Origin of the sequence: Halanaerobium saccharolyticum, from assembly GCF_003259895.1 — a bacterium.
Lineage (GTDB): Bacteria > Bacillota > Halanaerobiia > Halanaerobiales > Halanaerobiaceae > Halanaerobium > Halanaerobium saccharolyticum_A.
Map to the genome: position 1 here is coordinate 1 of NZ_QLME01000015.1, position 22,166 is coordinate 22,166.

Consider the following 22,166-nt stretch of genomic DNA (forward strand, 5'->3'; position numbering starts at 1 on the left):
CATTTTCTCATTCAATTTTTAAATTCTTAAAATTGAATCCAATCTACTTATTTACAGTTTTTTACTATTTTCTTTGCCTATTTTGCAAACACCTATTTCAGCTTCTATTTTTCTTTTCTTTTTAACTGACCACAGGCTGCATTAATCTGAGTTCCCATCTCTTTTCTCAGAGTAACCTGAATTCCATTACTCTGTAAAGTTCCATAAAAACTATCTATTACCTTTTGTACAGGCCGTTCAATACCCAGTTCCGGCACTGGATTAGCAGGTATTAAGTTTACATGACAGTTTATTCCACGCAGCAGTTCAGCCAGCTGCACAGACAGTTCTGGACTATCATTAACACTGTCCATTAACACATATTCGAAGGTTACTCTTCTGCCTGTTTTTTCAATATAGTCCACTACAGCTGTTAAAAGCTGGTTTAAATTATATTTTTTATTGATGGGCATTATTTTATTTCTAAGACGATCATTTGGAGCATGCAGAGAGACAGCAAGTCCAATTTGATCATTAAACTCCGCTAACTTTTTAATCTCAGGAACTAAACCGGCTGTAGAAATAGTCATTTTCCGCATTCCAATATTTAAACCATTATCAGCGTTTATAATCTCTACTGCTTTCATTAAATTATTAAAATTAGCAAGTGGTTCTCCCATTCCCATAAAAACAACATTGCTTAATCTTGGGTCAGCAAAATTGGAACCGCTGATATCTTTCTGAACCTTAATTACCTGATCAACAATTTCTCCTGCGGTTAAATTTCTTTTTAAACCATCAATTCCAGTGGCGCAAAAAGAACATCCAAGTCCACAACCTACCTGAGTAGAAATACAGGCACTGTGACGTCCTGACTCAGGGAAAGGAAGATAAACTCCCTCAATATTTTCTCCATCAGATAACTGCCATAAGTATTTAACAGTACCATCAGCAGCTACACTTCTATTTATTTCTTCTAGATCAGTCAAATTATAGTTTTCATCGAGAAAATTACGCATCTTTTTAGGAATGTTTTTCATGTCTTCTGTACTGGATACACCATTCTTATAAAGCCAATTAAAAATTTGTTCACCTCTATAAGAAGGAAAACCTGCCTCTTTTAATTCATCTATTAATTCACTTCTATTTAATTCTTTTAAATCCTTCATCGTAAATTTAATCACTCTCCACTTTTTTTAATAATGCATAGAAAAAGCCTTCTGAATCGACTTCTCCCGGCAAAAGTTCTAAAAATTCATTATTCTTTTCCAGGTTTAAACTACTTACTTTACTCAATTTTTTATTAATATCTATCAATTCAAAATCTTTATTTTCAGATAAAATTCTTTTTATTAAATCCTGGTTTTCTTCCCTGGTTAAAGTACAGGTGGAATATAATAATTCTCCCCCAATTTTAAGTTTATCCAGATTATTACTCAGAATCTTATACTGCAGTTCAGCCATCCTCTTGATAACTTGTTCATCTTTATCCCACTTAATCTCCGGCTTAGAAGCAATAAGTCCCAGGCCTGAACATGGTAAGTCTGCCAGAATTTTATCATATTTTTTGTTATCCTCATATTCAGCAGCATCACCCTTTTTTAAATTAACATTTTTAACTCCCAGTCTGGACAAATTTTCTTTAACCAGATTTAAACGATGCTGACTGATATCCAGGGCTGTAATCTGACCGGTGTTGTTCATTAACTCAGCTAAATGCGAGGTTTTTCCGCCCGGAGCAGCAGCAAGATCAAGGACCTCCATATCTACTTGAGGATCTAATAATAAAGAAGCAAGTCCTGCAGATGTTCCCTGAATATAGGCAGCTCCTGTTTTAAAAGCCCGGGTAGCTGCAGGATTATTAACTTCCTTAAGCCTATAAAAAGAATTTAAAAAAGTATTTTCATATTTTATTTGATCTTCTGCCAGCAAATCAATAAATTCCTTTTGGTCCACTTTTAAAGAATTATGGCGATAAATCACTTCTGCCCTCTTATTTCCTGCCTTTAAAATCATTTCAGTTTTGCTTAAACCATAATCTTTAATAAAACGTCTGACAAGCCAGATAGGATAAGAATATTTTATTGATAAAAATTTTTCAGGATCATCTTTTTTAAGGGGAAGTTGTATCTCTTCCTGTTTTCGATTAATATTTCTTAAAACACCATTGGTGAAAGAAACAGCTCCCTTTCTGCTGACAGGTAGTAAAATTTTTACAGCTTCTACACTTTCAAAAATTGCTGCTCTTGCCGGTATCTTATCAAGAAAAAAGAGCTGATATACACCAATTCTCAGCCCCATTAAAACTTCTTCATCCATTTTTGACAGTGGAGTCTTAGAAAATTGTTTAACTATATAATCAAGATACAATTTATTTCTAATTACACCATAAAAAATTTCTGTAAATAAATTTTTATCTCTCTGATCATCAATATTTTCCAATTTAGAATTTAGCAGCAAATTGGAATAACTCCCTTTTTCAACTCTAAGCAGTGCCTTTAAAATTTCCAGTCTCAAATTCTTCAATTAATCATCACCTAAACCTGCTAAAAGTAAAATTCTGATCATATTTGCCAGGGCGACCAGAGTTGTAGCTACATAGGTAAACGCTGCTGCTTTTAGAACCTTTTTGGCGCCTTTAATTTCTGACTCAGTTAGTAAGTCTGTACTTTTTAAATTACTAATTGCTCTGTTGCTGGCATTAAATTCTACAGGTAAAGTTATCAGATGAAACAAAAATGCAGCAGAAAAAAGCACGAATCCAGTCATAATCAAAAAGTCAGCTCGAATAAAAAAACCGAATATAGCAAGCGGCAGTCCAAAACTGGAACCAATATTAGCAGCGGGAACTAAAGATGCCCTTAAAGAAAGTGGTTTATAATCTTCTTTATCCTGGATAGCATGTCCCACCTCATGGGCAGCTACTCCAACAGCTGCAATTGAATTATTGTTATAAACATCAGATGATAAATTAAGAGTTTTATTTTTCGGATCATAGTGATCACTTAATTTACCATCAGTTTTTTGAATTTCGATATTTTTTAAGTTATTATTTGATAAAATTTTTCTGGCTGCCTCAGCACCAGTTAGATTTGAATTAAGTTTGATCTCATTGTATTTACTAAATGTGTGTTTAACCTTATACTGTGCATATACCGCAAGTAATAAAGCGGGAATAATTATAATCATTGTTGGATCAAAGAATAATGGATACATAGATCTACCTCCTTTATAAATTAAGCACTAGTAAATTTATTTCCTGTTTCGATTTGATGTCCATTTAAAAAATCCTGAACATTCATTTTTTTTCCACCGGGAAGCTGCAGTTTTTCTATTGATAAAACCCCAGCAGCTGTTTGAACCTGTATCCCATCAGCATGATTTGCTCGGATAATTGTTCCCGGCTCAAAATCACTATCTTCAAGATCACTGATTTTGCTTTCCCAGATCTTAATTTTTCTACCATCAAGCTCTGTGTAAGCTCCAGGCCAGGGATTAACCCCTCTAATTAAATTATAGATATCCTCTACCCTTTGATTCCAATCAATTTCACCCAGAGATTTATCAATTTTATAGGCAAATGTTGCTTCAGAATCAGACTGGGGAATTCGGGGAGCCTCTCCTGCCTTAACATCTTTTAGTGTCCTAAGCAGCAGTTCAGCTCCTCTATCTGCCAGTTCATCATGCAGATCGCCCACAGTATAATCTTCTTTGATTTCAACTTCCTGCTGATAAATAATATCTCCATCATCCCAGCCTTCGTCCATATACATGGTAGTATTTCCAGTAACTTTTTTTCCATCTATTATTGCTTTATGAATTGGACTGGAACCCCTGTATTCAGGCAGTAAAGAAGCATGAAGATTAATACATCCGCATTCCGGTATTGCCAGTAATTCCGGGCTTAACTTCTGCCCAAAGGCTACTACCACTATAAAATCAGGTTCCATTGCTCTTAATTTAGCCAGAAAATCTGGTTGATTTACATTTTCACTCTGTAAAATTTTCAAATTCAAAGTCCGTGCTTTCTTTTTAATATCAGAATAATGAACTTTCTGGCCTCTCCCACTTTTACGATCAGGTTGAGTAATTACAGCTTCAATTTCAACCTGCTGGTCATTATTTAATTTTAACAGGGAAGGAACTGCAAATTCAGGTGTTCCCATAAATATAATCTTCATCAAATCACTCCGCAATTTTTACAATTTTATCAACAAATAAGACTCCATCTAAATGATCAATTTCATGTTGAATTGCTCTGGCTTCAAACCCTTCTGCTTCAAATTCAACTTCTTTACCTTCTCTATCTAAACTTTTTACTTTAATTTTTTCAGCTCTAATTACATCACCAGTTTCACCGGGAATACTGAGACAACCCTCTTCCATAATTGCCTTACCCTCGGTTTCTATAATTTCAGGATTTATTAAAACAATTTTATTTTCTTCTCTGATATCTACTACAGCTATTCTTTTTAAAATTCCAACCTGGGGAGCTGCTAGACCCACCCCATCTTCTGCATACATTGTATCAAAAAGATTATCTATTAAATCATTAGTTTTTTTACTTACAGCATCTATTTCTTTTGCTTTACTTCTTAAAACTGGATCTCCAATCTCTCTTACCTTTAAAAGAGCCATGATATCTACCTCCTAAATTATATTATAACATTTGATAGGGATCTACATCAATACGAATTTCAACCGAATCACTGTCATTTTTTTCAATAAACTTTTTTTCTATTAACTGAATAATATATTCCCGATTGCGCATCGAATTAAACTTTAAAATCAACTGCCAGCGATATTTATTTCTAATTTTACTTAAAACTGCAGGTGAAGCACCCAATTTCTCCAGATACTTATCTTTATAATTATCCAAAAAAGTTGATAACTTTTTACTTTGAGCTGCAGCCTTTTCTTCAGCTTCTGCACTAATTATAATATTTAGAAGTCTGCAAAAAGGAGGATAATTCCTCTGCTTTCTAATTTTAATTTCTTTCTGATAAAAAGAATATTTATCAGGGGCTAAAGCAGCCTGAATACTGTAATGATCAGGATCATAACTCTGCAGCCAAAACTTGCTGTCTGACTTATTTAGTAGCAGGGATTTTAATTCCATTAACAGAGAATAATTATTTTCAGCAGCTCTAAAATCAGAACTGTTTAAAGCGGTATCTGCAGAAATAACAGCTAAAAATTTAAGCTGATCATAAAATTGATTTTTTATCAAAATTGAAGTTCCAACTAAAATATCAATTTCTCCTTTTTTAAAATTCTTTAACCTCTGTTTTACTACCCTTTCTTTTAAATCACTATCAACTCTGACAATCTTTAAATCCTGATAAAGAGTTTTTAACTGTTCAATAATTTTTTCAGTTCCAACTCCAGCTTGCGAAATAAAACGACTTCCACATTCCGGACAGTTATCAGGCACTTCTTTTTTTAAACCACAATAATGACAGCGGAGTTGATGCTGCTCCCTGTGATAATTTAAAGAAATATCACAGTTATCACATTTAAGCACATGACCGCATTTTCTGCAGATTAGATAATTTGCAGAACCACGTCGATTTAAAAATAAGATTATTTTATTATTTTTTTTTAGCTGATTTTTGATTTCTGTTATTAAATCCTGACTCAAATCACCAAGATTACCCTTTTCTACTTCCTTTTTCATATCAATAATCTTTGTCAGTATTTTACTTTTTTTGGGGTTCAATTTCATTTGCTGATACTCCCCTGCCAAAGCATGATATTGACTTTCCAGAGACGGAAAAGGTGATTCCAGAAGCAGAAGTGAATTATTCTTTTTTAAACGTTTAACTGCAATCTGTCTGGCATGATATAAGGGATGTTCCTGAGCTTTATAACTTTCATTATTTTCTTCCATAATAATTACAGCATTCAGCTCAGAAAAAGGAGCAAAGATAGCCGATCTAGCACCTACAGCAATTTTTACCTTTCCATTTTTTATCTGCTGCCACTGATCAAAACGTTCACCTCTGGATAATTGACTGTGGATAAAGGCTATATTATCACCAAACTGATTATTTAATTGTGCCAGAAATATCTGATCTTTTTCGATCTCTGGAATTAAGAGTATAATATTTTTCTTTTCTGCCAGCAGTTTTACCAGCAGTTTAATAATAAAGTTATACCGTCTCTGGCCATTTTCTGTAGTTAAAAGATATGAATTGTTTTCTGAATCATTATCTGTGAGCTGGTCTATAAGTTCTTTTTCCTGCTGCTGAAGCGGAAAATTATATTCATCTGCTTCTTTTAAATAAATATTCATCTCTGGAATTCTTTCTTCAACATCAGTATATAAAGTTATTAAATCTTTGTCTATTAAACGGAAAACAGTTTGACGAGAAGTTTCTGCAGATTCAACAACTTTTTTCAATTTATGTTTTTGTTCACTGTTTTCCAATAAATATTTTAGAATTAAATATTGTTTCGGTGCTCGTATTTTTAATTTATCAAGCTCATTTTTATAATCAGTAATTTCTGAGTTTAATTTAAGGAATTCCACCTCTTTTTTTCTGATTTTTTGTTCAGTAATTCCAGGTGGTAAAGCTTTTTTAATAACCTGAGCCAGATAAGCATGGTAATAAGCTGCTGTCCAGTAAAATAGTTTTAATAATTCGTCCCCAAAAAAACTCTGTTTATATAAGAGCGACTCGATCTCTTTTAATTTTGACTTTTTTATATCTGTTTTGGCTTTAAACCCAGTCACAAAAGCTGACAATTTTCTGCGTCCAAAAGGAACTCTGACAATCTGCCCCACTTCTAACTCAGATTTTAACTTTTCTGGCAAAAGATAATCAAATTCTCTATTTATTGTTTTTAAAGGTAGATCAACCACAACCTTTACTATATCCTTCATAATTTTTCCCTTCTTAATTTAGTAAATAAATATTATAAAATAAAATCATTTTCGTTTTTCCTGAATTGTAAAAAGCCGAAGGTAAAAACCTTCGGCATCTTAAGCAATAATTATGATCTTTACTTTATTATAAATCAGCTTTTTTTCGCAAACTATCCACTCGATCAGTTTTTTCCCACGGTAAATCTAAATCATGGCGTCCAAAATGACCATAAGCCGCTACCTGTTTATAAATTGGATTTCTTAAATTTAGATTTTTAATTATCTGGGCCGGTCTTAAATCAAATTCTTCTTTTATAATTTTTTCTAATTTGTTTTCAGAAATCTTTGCAGTACCAAAAGTATCAACCATTACGGAAAGAGGTTTTGCTACTCCAATTGCATATGCAATTTGAACCTCACATCTTTCTGCTAACTCGGCTGCTACTATATTTTTAGCAATATAACGAGCGGCATAAGATGCTGAACGGTCAACCTTAGTTGGATCCTTGCCAGAAAAAGCTCCTCCACCGTGATGAGCAGTTCCTCCATATGTATCAACTATTATTTTTCTACCGGTTAAACCAGCATCTCCATTCGGACCTCCAATAACAAATCTCCCGGTTGGATTAACTAAAATTTCAGTATTATCATCTAATAAATCAGCATCAATAATTTCTTTGATTACATATTCTGTAATATCCTTTTTTATCTGTTCCTGACTTATTTTAGAACTGTGCTGAGAAGAAATTAAAACTTTATCTACCGCTACTGGCTTATCATCTTCATAAGCCACAGTAACCTGAGTTTTACCATCAGGTCGCAGATATTTTAAAGGTCCATTTTTTCTAACTTCAGCCAACCTGCGTGCAAGTTTATGTGACAGCATAATTGGCAGAGGCATTAACTCTTCAGTTTCATTAGAAGCATAACCAAACATTAAACCCTGATCTCCAGCCCCAAGATCTGAATCGGATTTACCCTCTTTTTCCTCAAGAGAATGATCTACTCCCAGAGCAATATCACCAGACTGCTCATCAATAGCTGTTAAAACTGCACAGGTCTCTCCATCAAAACCATATTTAGCTCTTGTATAACCAATCTCCTTTACTGTCTGACGAGCAATTTTCTTTAAATCAACATAACAGGAGGTAGTTATTTCTCCTGCAATCAAAATTAAACCTGTTGTAACTATTGTTTCACAGGCAACTCTGGCATCCGGATCTTTTGTGAGGATTGCATCCAGAACAGCATCAGATATCTGATCAGCAACTTTATCAGGATGTCCCTCAGTTACAGACTCTGAGCTAAACAAATATTTCCGTGTCATATTATCACCTTTCATCTATTCATATTCAATTCTTAGAATTATATTTAAGAAATTACAGTTAATAAATTTAGTTTAGCATATAAAGTTTATGCTGTCAATTTAGTCAAGTTAGACAGAATTTTGCACTTTGCGAATGTAATAGAATAAAGAAAGTCCGATAAATATCAAAACTAAGCTGATTAATTTTGCAACTTTAAAATCAGCAATAAATAAACTATCTGTTCGCTGTTCTTCTATAAAAAATCTAATTACAGAATAAAAAATCAGGTAAAGAGAGAATACTTCTCCATCTTTTTTAAAATCAGAACGCAGATAAAATAGCAAGAAAACAAATAGCATAAAATCTGCTGCTGACTCATATAAAAAAGTTGGCTCTCTATATAAATCTTCAATATACATTTGTCTTTTTATAAAATCCGGGAAAATATCATAATAGCCTTCACTGACAATTTGACCATAAGCTTCCTGATTAACAAAATTACCCCAGCGTCCAACTGATTGAGAAAAAGCAGTCAGAGGAGCTAAATAATCCAGTGCCAGCAGAATTTTTTTATCTCTTTTTCTCGCCAACAGATAAAGAACTATTACTCCCACTATCAATCCACCGTGGATTGCCAGGCCTCCATCAGTGATGGCCAGAATTTTTGCCGGCCTCTTAATATAATATTCAAAATTAAAAACCACATAATATAATCTGGCTCCAAGTATTCCCAGAGGAAAAGCTAATATTATAAAGTCTAAAAAGAATTCGAAATTTACTTTTTTCTCTTTTTTTAAAAGATAATTTAAAATAAAAAGCGAGATAAGAAGGGCTGATACAATCAGAAAACCATACCACCTTATCTCCAGAGAAAAAAATGTAATCATAACTGGATCAATAATTTTAATCACCCTGCTTAAGACTATTTAAACATTTTTCATTTTTGGATCCAGTGCATCACGTAAACCATCACCGAGTAAATTAAAACCTAAAACACCAAAAATTATTGCCAGACCTGGAAAAGTTGCTACCCAGGGGGCTCTCTGTAAAGAACTCCGGGCATCACTCAACATAGCACCCCATTCTGGAGATGGTGGTTGTGCACCAAGTCCAAGAAAACTTAAAGCTGCAGCTTCCAGGATAGCAGTTGCTATACTTAAAGTTGTCTGAACAATTAACGGGGCCATTGCATTTGGCAGTAGATGTTTAAAAATAATTCTGAAATCACCAGCACCTAAGGCACGGGCGGCACTAATATATTCACTTTCTTTAATTGAAAGAACTGATGACCTTACAATTCTGGCAAAACGAGGAACATTAATTATTCCAATTGCAATCATCGCATTTTTTAATTGCGGACCCAAAATTGCTACAATTCCAATTGCTAATAAGATACTCGGAAAGGCGAGCATAATATCCATAAACCTCATAATCAACATATCCAGTTTACCGCCATAATAACCTGCTATTAAACCAAAACTTACCCCAAATACTAAAGCGATAGCTACAGAAAGCAAACCAACCTGCAGAGAAATTCTGGATCCATAAATAATACGGCTTAAAATATCTCTTCCCATTTCATCTGTACCCAGTAAATGTTCTGAGGATGGCGCCTTATATCTAGCCAAAATATTCTGTTCGAAAGGATCATAAGGTGCCAAAACCGGGGCCAGTAAAGCAACAAGAATTAAAAATATAATAACAGCTAATCCAGCTATCCCAATCTTACTCTGTAATAATCTCCGCCAGGCTTCAAACCAGGGGTTTGTGTTTTTAGTCATTACTCTGTTCTCTTTTTTATCTGACATCTACTTATTCTCCTCTCCTACTCATACTGAATTCTTGGATCTACTAAAGCATATGATAGATCAACAATTAAATTTACTATAACAAAAACTCCTGCAAAAAATAAGATTCCTCCCTGTACAATTGGAAAATCCCTGGCATATATTGCATCTACAAGATATTTGCCAAGTCCAGGCCAGGAAAATATTGTTTCAGTCATCACAGCCCCACCGAGTAGAACTCCAAACTGAAGTCCAACAACAGTAATAATTGGGACCATTGCATTTTTTAGAGCATGTTTAAAAATAACCATTTTCTTCTTTAGACCTTTGGCAAAAGCAGTTCTGATATAATCTTTTTTTAGAACCTCCAACATTGAAGAGCGTGTCATTCTGGCTATTATTGCCATCGGTATTGTACCTAAAGCAACTGCCGGCAAAACAAGATGATGCAAAACATTTTTAAAAGCAGCAAAATTTTGCTGAATAATACTATCAATAACATATAAATTTGTAATAGGAACAAACTCCAGACCTACCCCGATTCTCGAGGAAGGAGGAAACCAGCCTAATTCTACAGCAAAAAGCCAGATAAACATTAAACCTAACCAAAAGATTGGCATCGAGACACCAATTAAAGCTATCATCATACTCATATTATCAAACCAGGAATTCTGCTTTATTGAAGCAAATATCCCAGCCGGAACTCCGACTAAAACTGCAAATAGCATTGCAAAAAATGATAATTCTAAAGTTGCCGGAAATCTCTGTGCTAATTCTGTACTAACCGGATTATTGCTCATTATAGATCTTCCAAAATCTCCTCTTAAAAGGTCTTTAACATAACGCCAGAATTGAACCGGCAGAGGATCATTCAGCCCCATTTGTTCTCGTAATCGCTCCAACGCTGCATCCGTAGCTCTTTCTCCAAGCATCGTTTGAGCAGGATCTCCAGGAATTAAATGGACAATCAAAAAAACTATAATCGCCACCCCAATCAAGATCGGAATTAAGGCAAGTAATCTTTTAATAATATAGTTAATCATTTCCTTATTACACCTTCCTATTCAAAGTTAATCTGCGGCCTAAAAAGGCCGCAGACTAATTTTATTATTAAATTATATTCTTCCTACTCTTCTAACCAAACTCTATGCAGCTTTTCTGTACCAGTTGGATTAGGAATATAATTTTGTATATCAGTTTTTAAAGCAATTGGTGGTGTAGAGTGAACTAAAGGTACCCACGGAGCATCTTTGTGGATAATTTCCTGAGCTTCCATGTAAAGTTCTACTCTTCTTTCATGATCCATAGTCTTTTGTGCTTCAACTAATACCTCATGCAGTTCATCACTTTCATAGGCATTATTACTATTTGTTTTATCTAACAGCACATATAAGAAGTTATCTGGATCACCATTATCACCAGTCCAACCTAACATATATGTCGGAGCTTCCTGATGTTCAGTTTTATCAAGATAGGTACTCCAATCATAAGTAACCAGGTTAGCTGTTACTCCAATATCGCTTAAATAACTTTGAATAGCCTGACCAATAAATTTACCCTGAGGAATATATGGTCTTGGCACAGGTAAATACCAGAGATCAAATTCAAAACCATCTTCATAACCAGCTTCTGCTAATAATTCTTCTGCTCTTTCCGGATTATATTCATAAGGTTCTATATTATCGTTATAGCCCCAGATAGAAGGCGGCATTGGATTCTTTGCTGGCTCTGCCAACCCTGCATAAAAAGCATCAATAATTGCCTGTTTATCAATTGCGTGGTTGAAAGCCCTTCTAACTCTTACATCATCAAAAGGCTCAAAATTAAAGTTCATAGCAAAATAACCAACATTCATACTTGGTCTTAAAGAAAGTTTAAGTTCATCAGAACTTTCTACACTTTCAACATCTTCTGGACTTACTCCATCCATCATATCAATAGATCCGGACTGTAATTCCATATATCTAGCAGAGTTATCAGGAATTGAACGGAAAACAATTTCATCAAGATAAGCACGTTCTTTCCAGTAATTCTCATTAGCTTTTAAAATAACTCTGTCTCCCTGACGCCATTCTTCTAATGTATAAGCACCAGTTCCTACAGGGTTCTTAAAGTAATCTTCCCCATGCTCTTTTACAGCTTCTGGACTTGCGATTCCAAAAGGAACCATAGCCAGATTGTTTAAGAAAGGAGCCTGTTTTTCAGAAAGAACAAATTCTACTGTATAGTCATCTACTACATTAACTTCCTGAATAATTCCGGGGAACCCCTGGAACATATAACCATAATAGGTAAACTCTCCCCCAATATGATAGGGATGATCTTCTAAACGCCAGCGGTCAAAGTTCCACTTGACATCTTCTGCAGTAAAAGGATTACCATCGTGAAATTCTACATTTTCTCTTAAATTAAATGTCCATGTTAATCCATCTTCCGATACTTCCCAGTCTGTTGCCAGAGCTGGTTCTACTTCAGTTGTGCCGGGTGTATAGTCAACAAGGGTATCATAAATTTGCTGGGTTACTTTAAATGATTCACCATCAGTAACCTGAATAGGATCTAAGCCTACTGTATCTCCTCCACGACCAAAAACTAAGGTTCCACCCTGCTCCTGTGCCATAACCCCTGTTACAAAGACCGACATAATTAATGCTAAAATAATAAAAGTTGTTAAAGTAATTTTTTTCATACTATCTTCTTCCTCCTCTTTTTTGGTATAAAATTTATTTAATTTTTACTTATTTGTTTTTTAAAATCACCTCCGCTTTCAATTAATAGAATATTTACAAAAATAATTTTAGACTTATATACATTATATTTGATTTTTCAACCTAAGTCAATTATTGTTTATTTAATTTTGTCATAAAATATAATAAATGTAAATTGAGTATTTTTTATTTTCTTTCTGCATCAATTATATAATTAAAAATCTTATCGGCCAGTTTATCTTTTTCCATTAATGGCAATTTAGTACTGCCTTCTTCACTTAAAATGCTGACCTGATTTTTATCACTGCCAAATGCAGTGTTTTTATCGCTAATCTCATTTGCAATAATATAATCCGCCTGCTTTTTTCTCAACTTCTGCTGGGCATTTTCCAATAAATTTTCACTTTCAGCTGCAAAACCTATTAATAACTGTGAGGTTTTTTTCTTTTTCCCAAGCTCAGTTAATATATCAGCTGTTCTTTCCAAGTCCAGGCTTAAATCTCTGCTCTGTTTTTTTATTTTCTGAGTACTGTATACCTGAGGTCGATAATCAGCGACTGCTGCAGCCATAATAATAATATCTGCAGTGTCAGCTTCTTTAAATACCTCTTTTTTCATGTCGGCAGCACTTTCTATTTTTATTAGATCCACACCTAAAGGGCACTCCAGTTCAGTTGGTCCAGAAACCAGCTTTACTTCTGCACCTCTATAGGAGGCAGCCTTAGCTAAAGCATAACCCATTTTCCCACTGGAGTAATTTGTTAGAAAACGAACAGGGTCTATTGCTTCCCTTGTCGGACCCGCTGTAATAAGTACTTTTTTATCTTGAAGATCCTTCTGAGAAAGTTCTTTTTTTATTTCTTCTACCAACCTTTGAGGGTCAGGTAAACGTCCCTGACCTGTATAACCACAGGCTAAATAGCCTGCTTCAGGTGTAATGATTTTATATCCTAACTCCTCTAAAGCCAGCATATTTCGCTGCACCACAGGATTCTCGAACATATGGACATTCATCGAGGGTGCAATCATAATTGGAGCCTGGGTAGCCAAAATTACTGTTGTTAACAAATCATCTGCAATACCGGCAGCTGCTTTCGCAATAAAATTAGCAGTAGCAGGTGCTATTAAAAACAAATCTGCTTTATCTGCCAGACCTATATGTTTAACTTCACTGGTCGTAGTACTAAATAATTTACTCTCTACCGGCAGGTGAGTTAGCGAATGAAATGTAATTGGCTTAATAAATTCTGTTGCGGCTTCAGTCATAATGGTGTAGACATTATGATCTAGTTTTGTTAACATGCTTGCAACCTGTAAAGATTTATAAGCTGCTATTCCACCAGTCACTCCTAAAACAATATTTGCAGACATTTTATTACTCCTTTACAATGTAATTTCAAGAAATAGGTTATTGAATAATCTTAATTAATCTATAAATCCTCACTTTTCTTTTCATATGTCAGCTTATCCTTTTCAATTTCTTCTAAACTCCGGGAAACTAACTTATGACTGCGATAATTTTCCATGATTTCTGGTCCGCCTTCATTAAGATGTCTTGCTCTCTTTGATGCTAAAATAATAACTGTATATAAACTATCCGCTTTGTCCATTAACTGTTCTGCAGAGGGTTCAGTAATCATTGCGAATCTCTCCTTTTTTGTTCTTTAATGATGATTTTTTTTATTTTTCTAACTGTATCAGTTAGATTATCATTAATAACTTCATAGTCATAATTATGTACTTCTTTTAATTCCTGACGAGCATTTTTTAAACGAATATTTTTGCTTTTATCACTTTCTGATCCTCTTTTATCAAGTCGATTTTCTAACTCTTCTAAAGATGGAGGCAGCAGGAAAATATAAACTGCTTCTGGGTACTTTTTTCTAACCTGCTCAGCACCCTGAGTATCAATTTCTAAAATTATATCTTCTCCCTCTTCTAATTTCTGATCTACAAATTTTTTAGGAGTTCCATAATAATGGCCGTGTACAACTGCACTTTCTATAAAACCATCATCTTCACTAATTTCCTTAAATTCTTCTTCAGAAATAAAGAAATAATCCTCTCCCTCAACTTCACCATCTCTTCTTTCTCTTGTCGTTGCAGAAACAGAATATGAAACTCCATCAAAATCTTTAAATAATTCGTCCAGTACTGTATTTTTCCCCACACCTGATGGCCCGGATAATACAAATAGTAAGCCCTTTGTCATTTATTTATACCTCCACTTTATTTATCGTCTTCTAAACGATGTGAGACAGTCTCTGGCTGAATTGCAGATAATACCACATGGTCACTATCTGTAATAATAACTGCTCTTGTCCGACGTCCATAAGTAGCATCTATTAACATTCCTCGTTCGCGTGCTTCCTGAATAATTCTTTTTATAGGTGCTGATTCTGGACTTACTACTGCGATCACCCTGTTTGCTGCAATAATATTACCAAAACCAATATTAATTAAATTAACATCCATTTATTTATACCTCCCAAAAACTTATTTAACTAAAATAATTTCGCTCCTTATCTTTATTAATGATACCACAGCATTACTTTTTTGACAAGGGATGAACGAGTTCTTTGTCTCAAACAATAGTTTGTTTGATTGACTCTGAGCTTAGTTTCTTTTATACTTAAAGAAATATATTAAAGAATGGAGTGATCTTGATGGCCTTTGATGGAATTATGTTGTCTGCACTTAAAGATAATTTAAAAGAAAAAATAACAGGTGCCCGAATCGAAAAGGCTTACCAAATAGACAAAAAGTATCTAATTATCCGTTTAAGAAATAATAATCAGAATTTAGAACTATTAATTTCTACTGATCCTCAGGGAGCAAGAATGAATTTAACTAAATTAGATTTTGACTTTCCCTCTTATCCACCTGACTTCTGTATGATGCTCCGCAAATACTTAAAGAATTCATATATTCAGCAGATAGTGCAGCCTAAATTTGAAAGAATGATCAGAATTGATATTGAAAAAAGAGGAAAAAAATTCAGTTTAATTGCCGAACTTATGGGTAAATACAGTAATGTAATTCTTTTAGATGATAATGAAATGGTACTTGATGCAATGAAAAGAATTACTGAAAAGCAAAACTCTGAGCGGCAGTTATATCCAGGAATAAAATATCAATATCCACCGGGTCAGGATAAGTTAAACCCACTTGAACTAAACAGCAAAGAAGAATTTAGACAAATCATTGAAGAAGAATTTTCTCAAGCAGCTTTTAGAGCCGTGATGTATAACTTTAGAGGAATTGGCCCCTATTCAGCTCGCGAAGTAGTTTTCAGAGCTGGTATTGACCCCTCTGAAAATTATAATGATTTATCTGATTCAGAAAAAAATAAAATTGCTGAATCAATGCTCGCTCTTTTTGCTCAGTTTAAAAAGGGTATTTATAATCCAGTTATTGGTATAACAAAAGAGGAAGTAGACTATATTTCTGCCTTTATCCTTAAACATAGAAACCCGGAAGAGCTCAAAGAATTTGACGACCTTGACCAGATGATGGATTATTATTTTAGAGAATTTTTAAAAGATAAAGAATTGAACCGGGGAATTAGAGAATTAAATAAAGTAGTTAACAATTATTTAAATAAAAATCTTAAAAAACAGAAAAAATTAAAAAAACAGCTGCAGGAAAGCAAAAATGCAGAAAAATACAAAAAAATGGGAGAGTTAATTACGGCTAATATTTACCAGATAGATCGAGGTGATAAAAAAGTTGTAGTCAATGATTATTACAGTGAAGATCAAAATGAGATAGAAATTCAACTTGATCCTTCCAAATCTGCTTCTGAAAATGCTCAAAAGTATTATAAAAAATACAATAAACTTAAAAAGAGTGTTAAACATCTAAAAAGAGAAATTGCTAAACTCAGGCATGAAGAAAAATATTTAAAACAGGTCAGTATGAATATTGAACAGGCAGAAAATTTAGATGACTTAGAAGAGATTAAAGAAGAATTGAAAGAAGAAAATTATATTAAAAAACAGAAACAGAATAAAAGAAATAAGAGCAATAAAAAACTTCCGCCCCGAAAATTCATTTCCAGTGATGGTTACCAGATTCTGGTGGGTAGAAATAATAAGCAAAATGATCGACTGACTAAAAAAGTTGCCAATGATGGTGATATCTGGCTGCATACTAAAGTAATAGCTGGCTCTCATGTAATTATTAAAAGAGACACTGATAAAGATGTTCCGGATCAAACATTAACTGAAGCAGCAGCAGTTGCCGCCTATTACAGCAAAGCAAGAGAATCTACAAATGTACCGATAGATTACACTCCCGTAGAAAATGTAAATAAACCTAAAGGAGCAAAACCAGGCCTAGTTTACTACGAAAAATATCAAACAATTTATATTGACCCGGCTGATAAAACATTATTAAAAAAATTAGCAGCAGATTAATTTCTGCTGCTCCATTTATTCTTAACTATAATAATAATTTTAATTAAAGAAATTGCAGAAAAAAGAATAATGATGATATTAATTATTCTGGCTGGATATTTCTGGTAATAACTTTCCTTTTTTTGTAAAACAAGATCAAACGTTTCCCTGCTGTTTTTTATTCTAAGCTTCTTTACTACCTTTCCCCGTTCATTTATATAACCACTAAAACCACCTCTAATAGCTCTAATCAAATCAGTATTAGTTTCTGCAGCTCTATAGACTGCTGCCGCAAAGCTAAAATTATTATACACTGCAGAATTAATTTTAGCTTCAGCTGCTGAATGAACAATTAGATTCTGTCCCTGAGTATAGCTTTTTTCTCTGGAAACAAGGGGAATGAAAATTTCTTCTGCAAAAAGATTGATATAATGGAGCTCTTCTGCTTCAACAACAACTGCCGTATCAGGAGATTCAGTCTGCTTTACACTGAAATTTAAATAATCTGTCAGAAAATCAGTTATCTCCCTTAAATAAGGGAAATTAAGACCTGCAATAATATTTCTGTCCTGATTATTGCGATTAATAACTTCCATTTCTCCTGAGATTAAGAAAAGCGAGTTAAGAACTTCAGCATTGTAGCTTTCCTCTGCTGCTGCCTGAGCACCTAACTGTAAATAGAAAGGTTCTGTAATATTTCCCAGTTGAGAAAAAAACTGATCTCTATAATAATTATTTCTAATTAAATCAAAGCTGAGACTTTTTTCAGGGGTAAAAATAAATTTACTCTCGCTATTTTCTACCAGAACTGAGAGCTTATCAATCTCTGTTTCTATTTTTTCAAAAATATTATTTCCCTGCTCAGAATTAGAGACCAGTAAGTCAACTGACTGGCTATTTATTTCTGCATCAGTAGCTGGTTGTATAAAAAAAGGAACAGCGATTAAAATCAAAAAAATTAAAAGCAGCGGCAGAAATTTTTTCCAGGCAGGTTCTAAATAAATCTTTACAAAATAAGAAGCAATTAAAACTGAAATAAAGGAAACAATAAAGATTCCACCATAGGAAGCATACTGAACAATTAAAGCAAAAGAACTTTGAGTATAGGCAAAATAATTAAACGGATTAAAATTAAAAAATTCAAAACGTAAATATTCTAAAACTGTCCAGCTTAAAGCAGCAATAAACGGGCTGTACGAATGTTCCGGCTGCAAAAATTTATTCACTAAAACCCAGACAGCAAGTGGTAAAGCTGAAAGTAAAAAATAAATAAATAAAATGAATAAGTTAAAAGAAAATGGCATTTTAAGGGCTGTACTGAGGGGATGATAAAGCCAGTAAAAAGAAAAAACAGAGTTTAAAAACCCTACCAGTAAAGCAATGATAAAAGAATGATTGTAATCATAATCTCTAATCAAATAGACTAAAGGGATAAAAGCAAACCAGCTTAAAAAAAATAAAGCGGGGAAATAGTATGGTATTGTAAATAGTAATGATGATAAAATAATTAAAATAAATTCCATATCTCTGCCTCCAGCAATTATTATATAATATAAACTGAAAAAAGACCAGCTGTGAAAGCTGGTCTTGATTATTTTTATTTTATGGTTATGATTTTTTTCCATTAACCTCTTCTATAATTTTTTCACTGATATCTCCTGGAACTTTATCATAATGAGAAAATTCCATATCAAATGAACCATAACCACCCGTAATTGATTTCAGCTCTACAGCGTAGTTAAACATTTCTGACTGCGGCACCTTAGCTTTAATAATCTGAACTCCATCCTGAGGCTCCATACCTTCAATTCTACCACGTCTGGAGTTGAAATCACCCATTATATCTCCCATAAAGTCCTGAGGAACCGTAACCTTAACAGACATAATTGGCTCTAATAAAACGCATTTGGACTGAGCCAGTGCTTTTCTAAATGCTTTAGAAGCTGCAATTTTAAAGGCCATTTCTGAAGAATCAACATCATGATAAGAACCATCATATAAAATAACTTTAAAATCAACTACAGGATAACCAGCCAGTACTCCCTCTTCTTTGGCTTCAATAATTCCTTTTTCGACACCAGGTATATACTGTCCTGGAATTGCACCACCAAAAATTTCTTCTTGAAACTCAAAACCTCTACCTCGTGGAAGCGGCTCAACCTTCATCAGTACATGTCCATACTGACCACGTCCACCGGATTGCTTTTTATATTTTTCTTCTACATCTGCCTTTTTTTGAATAGTTTCTCTATAAGCAACATCTGGCTCCTGAATTGTAAAATCAATATCATATTTGCGCTGACATTCTTCTTTAACCATAGTAAAATGGATTGTACCCATTCCATCACAAATTAATTCCTTGGTCACTTTATTATAATTAACATTAAATGTTGGATCGGAATCACTATACCGATGTAAAGCAGAAGCCATTTTTTCTTCATCGATTCCTTCAGCTGGAAAGGCAGCCCGGCTGTACATTGGCTTGGGGAATTCTAATTCATGATAATAGATATCTGTTGCTGGGTCTCTCATAGTAAAGGAAGTTTCCAGCTCCTCTAACTTTGCTACAGCTCCAATTTCTCCTGCAGTTAAGTCATCAACATTATCCTGGTCTTTTCCATTAAGTTTATACAGTTTAGTAACTTTAATTTCCTCATCAATATTTGGAATATAAACTAAATCGTCCCTTTCTAATTTACCAGAAAAGACTCTAAAGATAGATAATTTACCAATGTAGGGATCAACCATTGTTTTACATACCTGAGCACTGAATTTACTATCCGGTTCTGGTGTCAGTGTTTTTCCTGATTCAACTAAATGATCGGAATGTACTTCAGATGCTGAAGGGAATATTTTTGTTAAATCATCTAAAAATTTAGCTACCCCACAGTTTTCTATTGCAGATCCTGCAAAAACAGGAACTAACTGTTCACTTGCAACCTCTTCTTCAAAAGCTTTAGTTAATTCTTTAATAGTTATTTTTTCACCATCAAGATATTTAATCATTAAATCTTCCTTTAATTCAACTATCTCTTCGGTTAGTTTTAATTCATAATCTTCTACTCTTTCTTTTTCTGAATCTGGTACCGGAAAAGCCTTATGTTTTCCGTCTACATTTTTATATAATTTTTCATCTAATAAATCAATTATCCCTTCGAATTTTCCATTCTCATAATGCGGGATAGTTACAATCGCAAAACTGTCATCATATGTAGAACGAAGTTCATCAACAACTTTATCAAAATCTGCATCCTCTTTATCAATTTTATTAATAAATACAGCCTTTGCCAGATCATTTTTCTCTGCTAAATCCCAGACATAGCCTGTATTAACTTCGATTCCGGCTGCTGCATCAACTAAAAGCACCGCACTCTCTACCATTCTTAAGGCACTGATTACTTCACTTCGAAAATCAGCATAACCGGGTGTATCAATAAAATGAAATAATTTATTATGCCATTCAAAATTAAAATAACTATTATGAACTGAATGATGATGTTCTTTCTCAACTGCACTAAAATCGGATTGGGAATTTCCTTTATCAACACTGCCGGGCTCATTAATCACTCCTGCATTATAGAGCAGCATCTCAGTCAGTGTTGATTTACCCGCACCTCCATGTGATATAAAGCAAAAATTTCTAATGTCCTTACTAGTAATTTTACTCAATTTTTCCACCAACCTTTCAGTTTTTTATTGAATATGATGTGATGATAATTGATTTAAATATTCTGACATTGTACTTTAAAGAAATTTCCGTATTTTATTACTTCTACAATAGTTAATTGAATTCCTTTAATTTTTTGAATATTATTTTAAAAAAATAATCTACTCTGTTCAATTTGCTCTTTTTAGAAATATTATAGAGCAAACAGAGTAGATTAATTAATATTTTAATTCCAAGATGATTAAATTTAATTATTTTCTTTTACCTGTTCAGCAACATTTTTGCCCAGTAGATAACATTTTTCTAAAATATCGCCTCCAGGGGCAAATTGTGATTCAATTACAGGCTCCACCAGATCACAGTTAACTTTTTCTTTGAAATCTTCTAATCTGTCTAGAGCACCACCACTCCAGCTGTAAGAACCAAATATTCCAAGTACTCGTGCTTTTAAGTTTCTGCTTTCTAAACTCTTAAGCAGATATTCCATTGGTGGAAAGATTTTAGTATTATAGGTGCAGCTTCCTAAAACAATACCATTATATTTCCAGATATCATTGATTATAAATGAAACATCTTTGCGGGAAACATCAAATAATTTAATCTGCTCAATTCCATTTTCAGATAAAGAACGAGCTACTGCTTCTGCCATTACTTTTGTATTTCCATACATTGATCCATAAACTACTACCACACCTTTTTCTGTCTGCTGCTGACTCCATTTATCATATTCATCAATTATATGAGCAGGATCATTGCGCCAGACAAGTCCGTGGGTAGAGGCAACCATTCCGATTTCATCAATTTCCTGACGCAATCTGGAAATAGACCTATGCACAACCGGACCATATTTACCAATAATATTAGAAAAATACCTTCTAATTTCTTCTTCAAAATGTTTAATATTAACCTCATCATCAAATAAATATCCATTTAAGGAGCCAAAACCTCCGAAAGCATCTCCAGAAAATAAAATTTTATCCTTTTGATCAAAGGTCATCATAGTTTCCGGCCAGTGAACCATTGGAGTCAGATAAAATTTGAGAGTTCTGGATCCTAAATCAAGTTCATCTCCGTCTTCAATAACCATGGTACCTTCTGTAATTCCGTAAAATCCTTCTAAAAAATTCATTGTTTTAGCATTTCCTACAATTTTCATTTCCGGAAAGGTCTCCCGCATAGATTTAATTGAACCCGAATGATCTGGTTCCATATGATTGATAATTAAATAATCAACCTTTTTGTCTCCAATTACATCTTTTACTTTTTCTAAATAGGTGTCTGTATAATTAATTTTAACTGTGTCTATTAATGCTACCTTATCATCATTAATCACATATGAATTATAAGAAATCCCCTCCGGTAAAGGCCACAAAGACTCAAATAAATCAGTTTCTTTATCATTGACTCCAACCCAGTGTACATTTTCGCTAAGTTTAATTGAATTATACAATCT

At 33.7% G+C, this 22,166-nt stretch carries 19 protein-coding genes; 1 reads left to right on the forward strand and 18 read right to left on the reverse strand.

From position 1 onward, the window contains the following. Positions 1-104: 104 nt before the first annotated feature. The 15 genes from rlmN to remA all read right to left on the reverse strand — a co-directional run bounded on the left by rlmN (position 105) and on the right by remA (position 15,124). Positions 105-1,148: a 23S rRNA (adenine(2503)-C(2))-methyltransferase RlmN gene (rlmN, locus tag C7958_RS10040; protein ID WP_111572545.1), complete on the reverse strand. Its 1,044-nt coding sequence runs from the start codon at positions 1,146-1,148 to the stop codon at positions 105-107. A gap of 7 nt (positions 1,149-1,155) precedes the next feature. Beyond that, entirely contained in the window at positions 1,156-2,505 is a 1,350-nt protein-coding gene (gene rsmB, locus C7958_RS10045) for a 16S rRNA (cytosine(967)-C(5))-methyltransferase RsmB (protein ID WP_111572546.1), read from the reverse strand. Beyond that, a complete protein-coding gene (locus C7958_RS10050; protein WP_111572547.1) occupies positions 2,506-3,195 on the reverse strand; it encodes a zinc metallopeptidase in 690 nt (229 codons plus the stop codon). 20 nt (positions 3,196-3,215) lie between these two features. Next, positions 3,216-4,160 carry a methionyl-tRNA formyltransferase gene (gene fmt / locus C7958_RS10055; protein WP_111572548.1) on the reverse strand — a complete coding sequence of 315 codons (945 nt, stop codon included), beginning with the start codon at positions 4,158-4,160 and terminating at the stop codon, positions 3,216-3,218. 4 nt (positions 4,161-4,164) lie between these two features. Then, on the reverse strand, positions 4,165-4,617 hold the full coding sequence (gene def, locus C7958_RS10060) for a peptide deformylase (protein WP_111572549.1): 453 nt from the start codon (positions 4,615-4,617) through the stop codon (positions 4,165-4,167). A 22-nt stretch (positions 4,618-4,639) separates the two neighbouring features. Further along, a complete protein-coding gene (gene priA, locus C7958_RS10065; RefSeq protein WP_111572550.1) occupies positions 4,640-6,865 on the reverse strand; it encodes a replication restart helicase PriA in 2,226 nt (741 codons plus the stop codon). Positions 6,866-6,992: 127 nt separating this feature from the next. Continuing rightward, the gene (metK, locus tag C7958_RS10070) at positions 6,993-8,174 is read right to left on the reverse strand and encodes a methionine adenosyltransferase (protein ID WP_111572551.1); all 1,182 of its coding nucleotides are present in this window, start codon (positions 8,172-8,174) and stop codon (positions 6,993-6,995) included. A 108-nt stretch (positions 8,175-8,282) separates the two neighbouring features. Further along, a complete protein-coding gene (gene lgt, locus C7958_RS10075) occupies positions 8,283-9,065 on the reverse strand; it encodes a prolipoprotein diacylglyceryl transferase (RefSeq protein WP_181453822.1) in 783 nt (260 codons plus the stop codon). Positions 9,066-9,080: 15 nt separating this feature from the next. After that, positions 9,081-9,962 (reverse strand): nickel transporter permease, encoded by an 882-nt coding sequence (gene nikC / locus C7958_RS10080; protein WP_111572552.1) that lies wholly within the window; start codon positions 9,960-9,962, stop codon positions 9,081-9,083. A 17-nt stretch (positions 9,963-9,979) separates the two neighbouring features. Then, entirely contained in the window at positions 9,980-10,984 is a 1,005-nt protein-coding gene (locus C7958_RS10085; RefSeq protein ID WP_111572553.1) for an ABC transporter permease, read from the reverse strand. A gap of 83 nt (positions 10,985-11,067) precedes the next feature. Then, positions 11,068-12,630 carry an ABC transporter substrate-binding protein gene (locus tag C7958_RS10090; RefSeq protein WP_111572554.1) on the reverse strand — a complete coding sequence of 521 codons (1,563 nt, stop codon included), beginning with the start codon at positions 12,628-12,630 and terminating at the stop codon, positions 11,068-11,070. A 205-nt stretch (positions 12,631-12,835) separates the two neighbouring features. Beyond that, positions 12,836-14,020, reverse strand: a complete 1,185-nt coding sequence (gene coaBC / locus C7958_RS10095; protein ID WP_111572555.1) for a bifunctional phosphopantothenoylcysteine decarboxylase/phosphopantothenate--cysteine ligase CoaBC — start codon at positions 14,018-14,020, stop codon at positions 12,836-12,838. Between the two features lie 59 nt (positions 14,021-14,079). After that, complete coding sequence (gene rpoZ, locus C7958_RS10100; RefSeq protein ID WP_111572556.1) at positions 14,080-14,289, reverse strand: DNA-directed RNA polymerase subunit omega; 210 nt, start codon at positions 14,287-14,289, stop codon at positions 14,080-14,082. Continuing rightward, on the reverse strand, positions 14,286-14,861 hold the full coding sequence (gene gmk, locus C7958_RS10105; RefSeq protein ID WP_111572557.1) for a guanylate kinase: 576 nt from the start codon (positions 14,859-14,861) through the stop codon (positions 14,286-14,288). Before gmk ends, rpoZ begins: the two co-directional genes overlap by 4 nt. Before the next feature lie 17 nt (positions 14,862-14,878). After that, positions 14,879-15,124, reverse strand: coding sequence for an extracellular matrix/biofilm regulator RemA (gene remA, locus C7958_RS10110; protein ID WP_073156162.1), 246 nt, complete (start codon positions 15,122-15,124; stop codon positions 14,879-14,881). A gap of 191 nt (positions 15,125-15,315) precedes the next feature. Here remA and C7958_RS10115 point away from each other — a divergent pair, with 191 nt between their 5' ends. Beyond that, on the forward strand, positions 15,316-17,067 hold the full coding sequence (locus C7958_RS10115; protein WP_111572558.1) for an Rqc2 family fibronectin-binding protein: 1,752 nt from the start codon (positions 15,316-15,318) through the stop codon (positions 17,065-17,067). Here the strand turns inward: C7958_RS10115 and C7958_RS10120 are convergent. The 3 genes from C7958_RS10120 to C7958_RS10130 form a co-directional block, all read right to left on the reverse strand. After that, complete coding sequence (locus C7958_RS10120; protein WP_111572612.1) at positions 17,064-18,569, reverse strand: copper homeostasis protein CutE; 1,506 nt, start codon at positions 18,567-18,569, stop codon at positions 17,064-17,066. The genes C7958_RS10115 and C7958_RS10120 overlap by 4 nt on opposite strands. Before the next feature lie 85 nt (positions 18,570-18,654). Continuing rightward, positions 18,655-20,715, reverse strand: coding sequence for an elongation factor G (gene fusA / locus C7958_RS10125; RefSeq protein ID WP_111572559.1), 2,061 nt, complete (start codon positions 20,713-20,715; stop codon positions 18,655-18,657). 245 nt (positions 20,716-20,960) lie between these two features. Then, positions 20,961-22,163 (reverse strand): FprA family A-type flavoprotein, encoded by a 1,203-nt coding sequence (locus tag C7958_RS10130; protein WP_111572560.1) that lies wholly within the window; start codon positions 22,161-22,163, stop codon positions 20,961-20,963. Positions 22,164-22,166 lie beyond the last annotated feature (3 nt).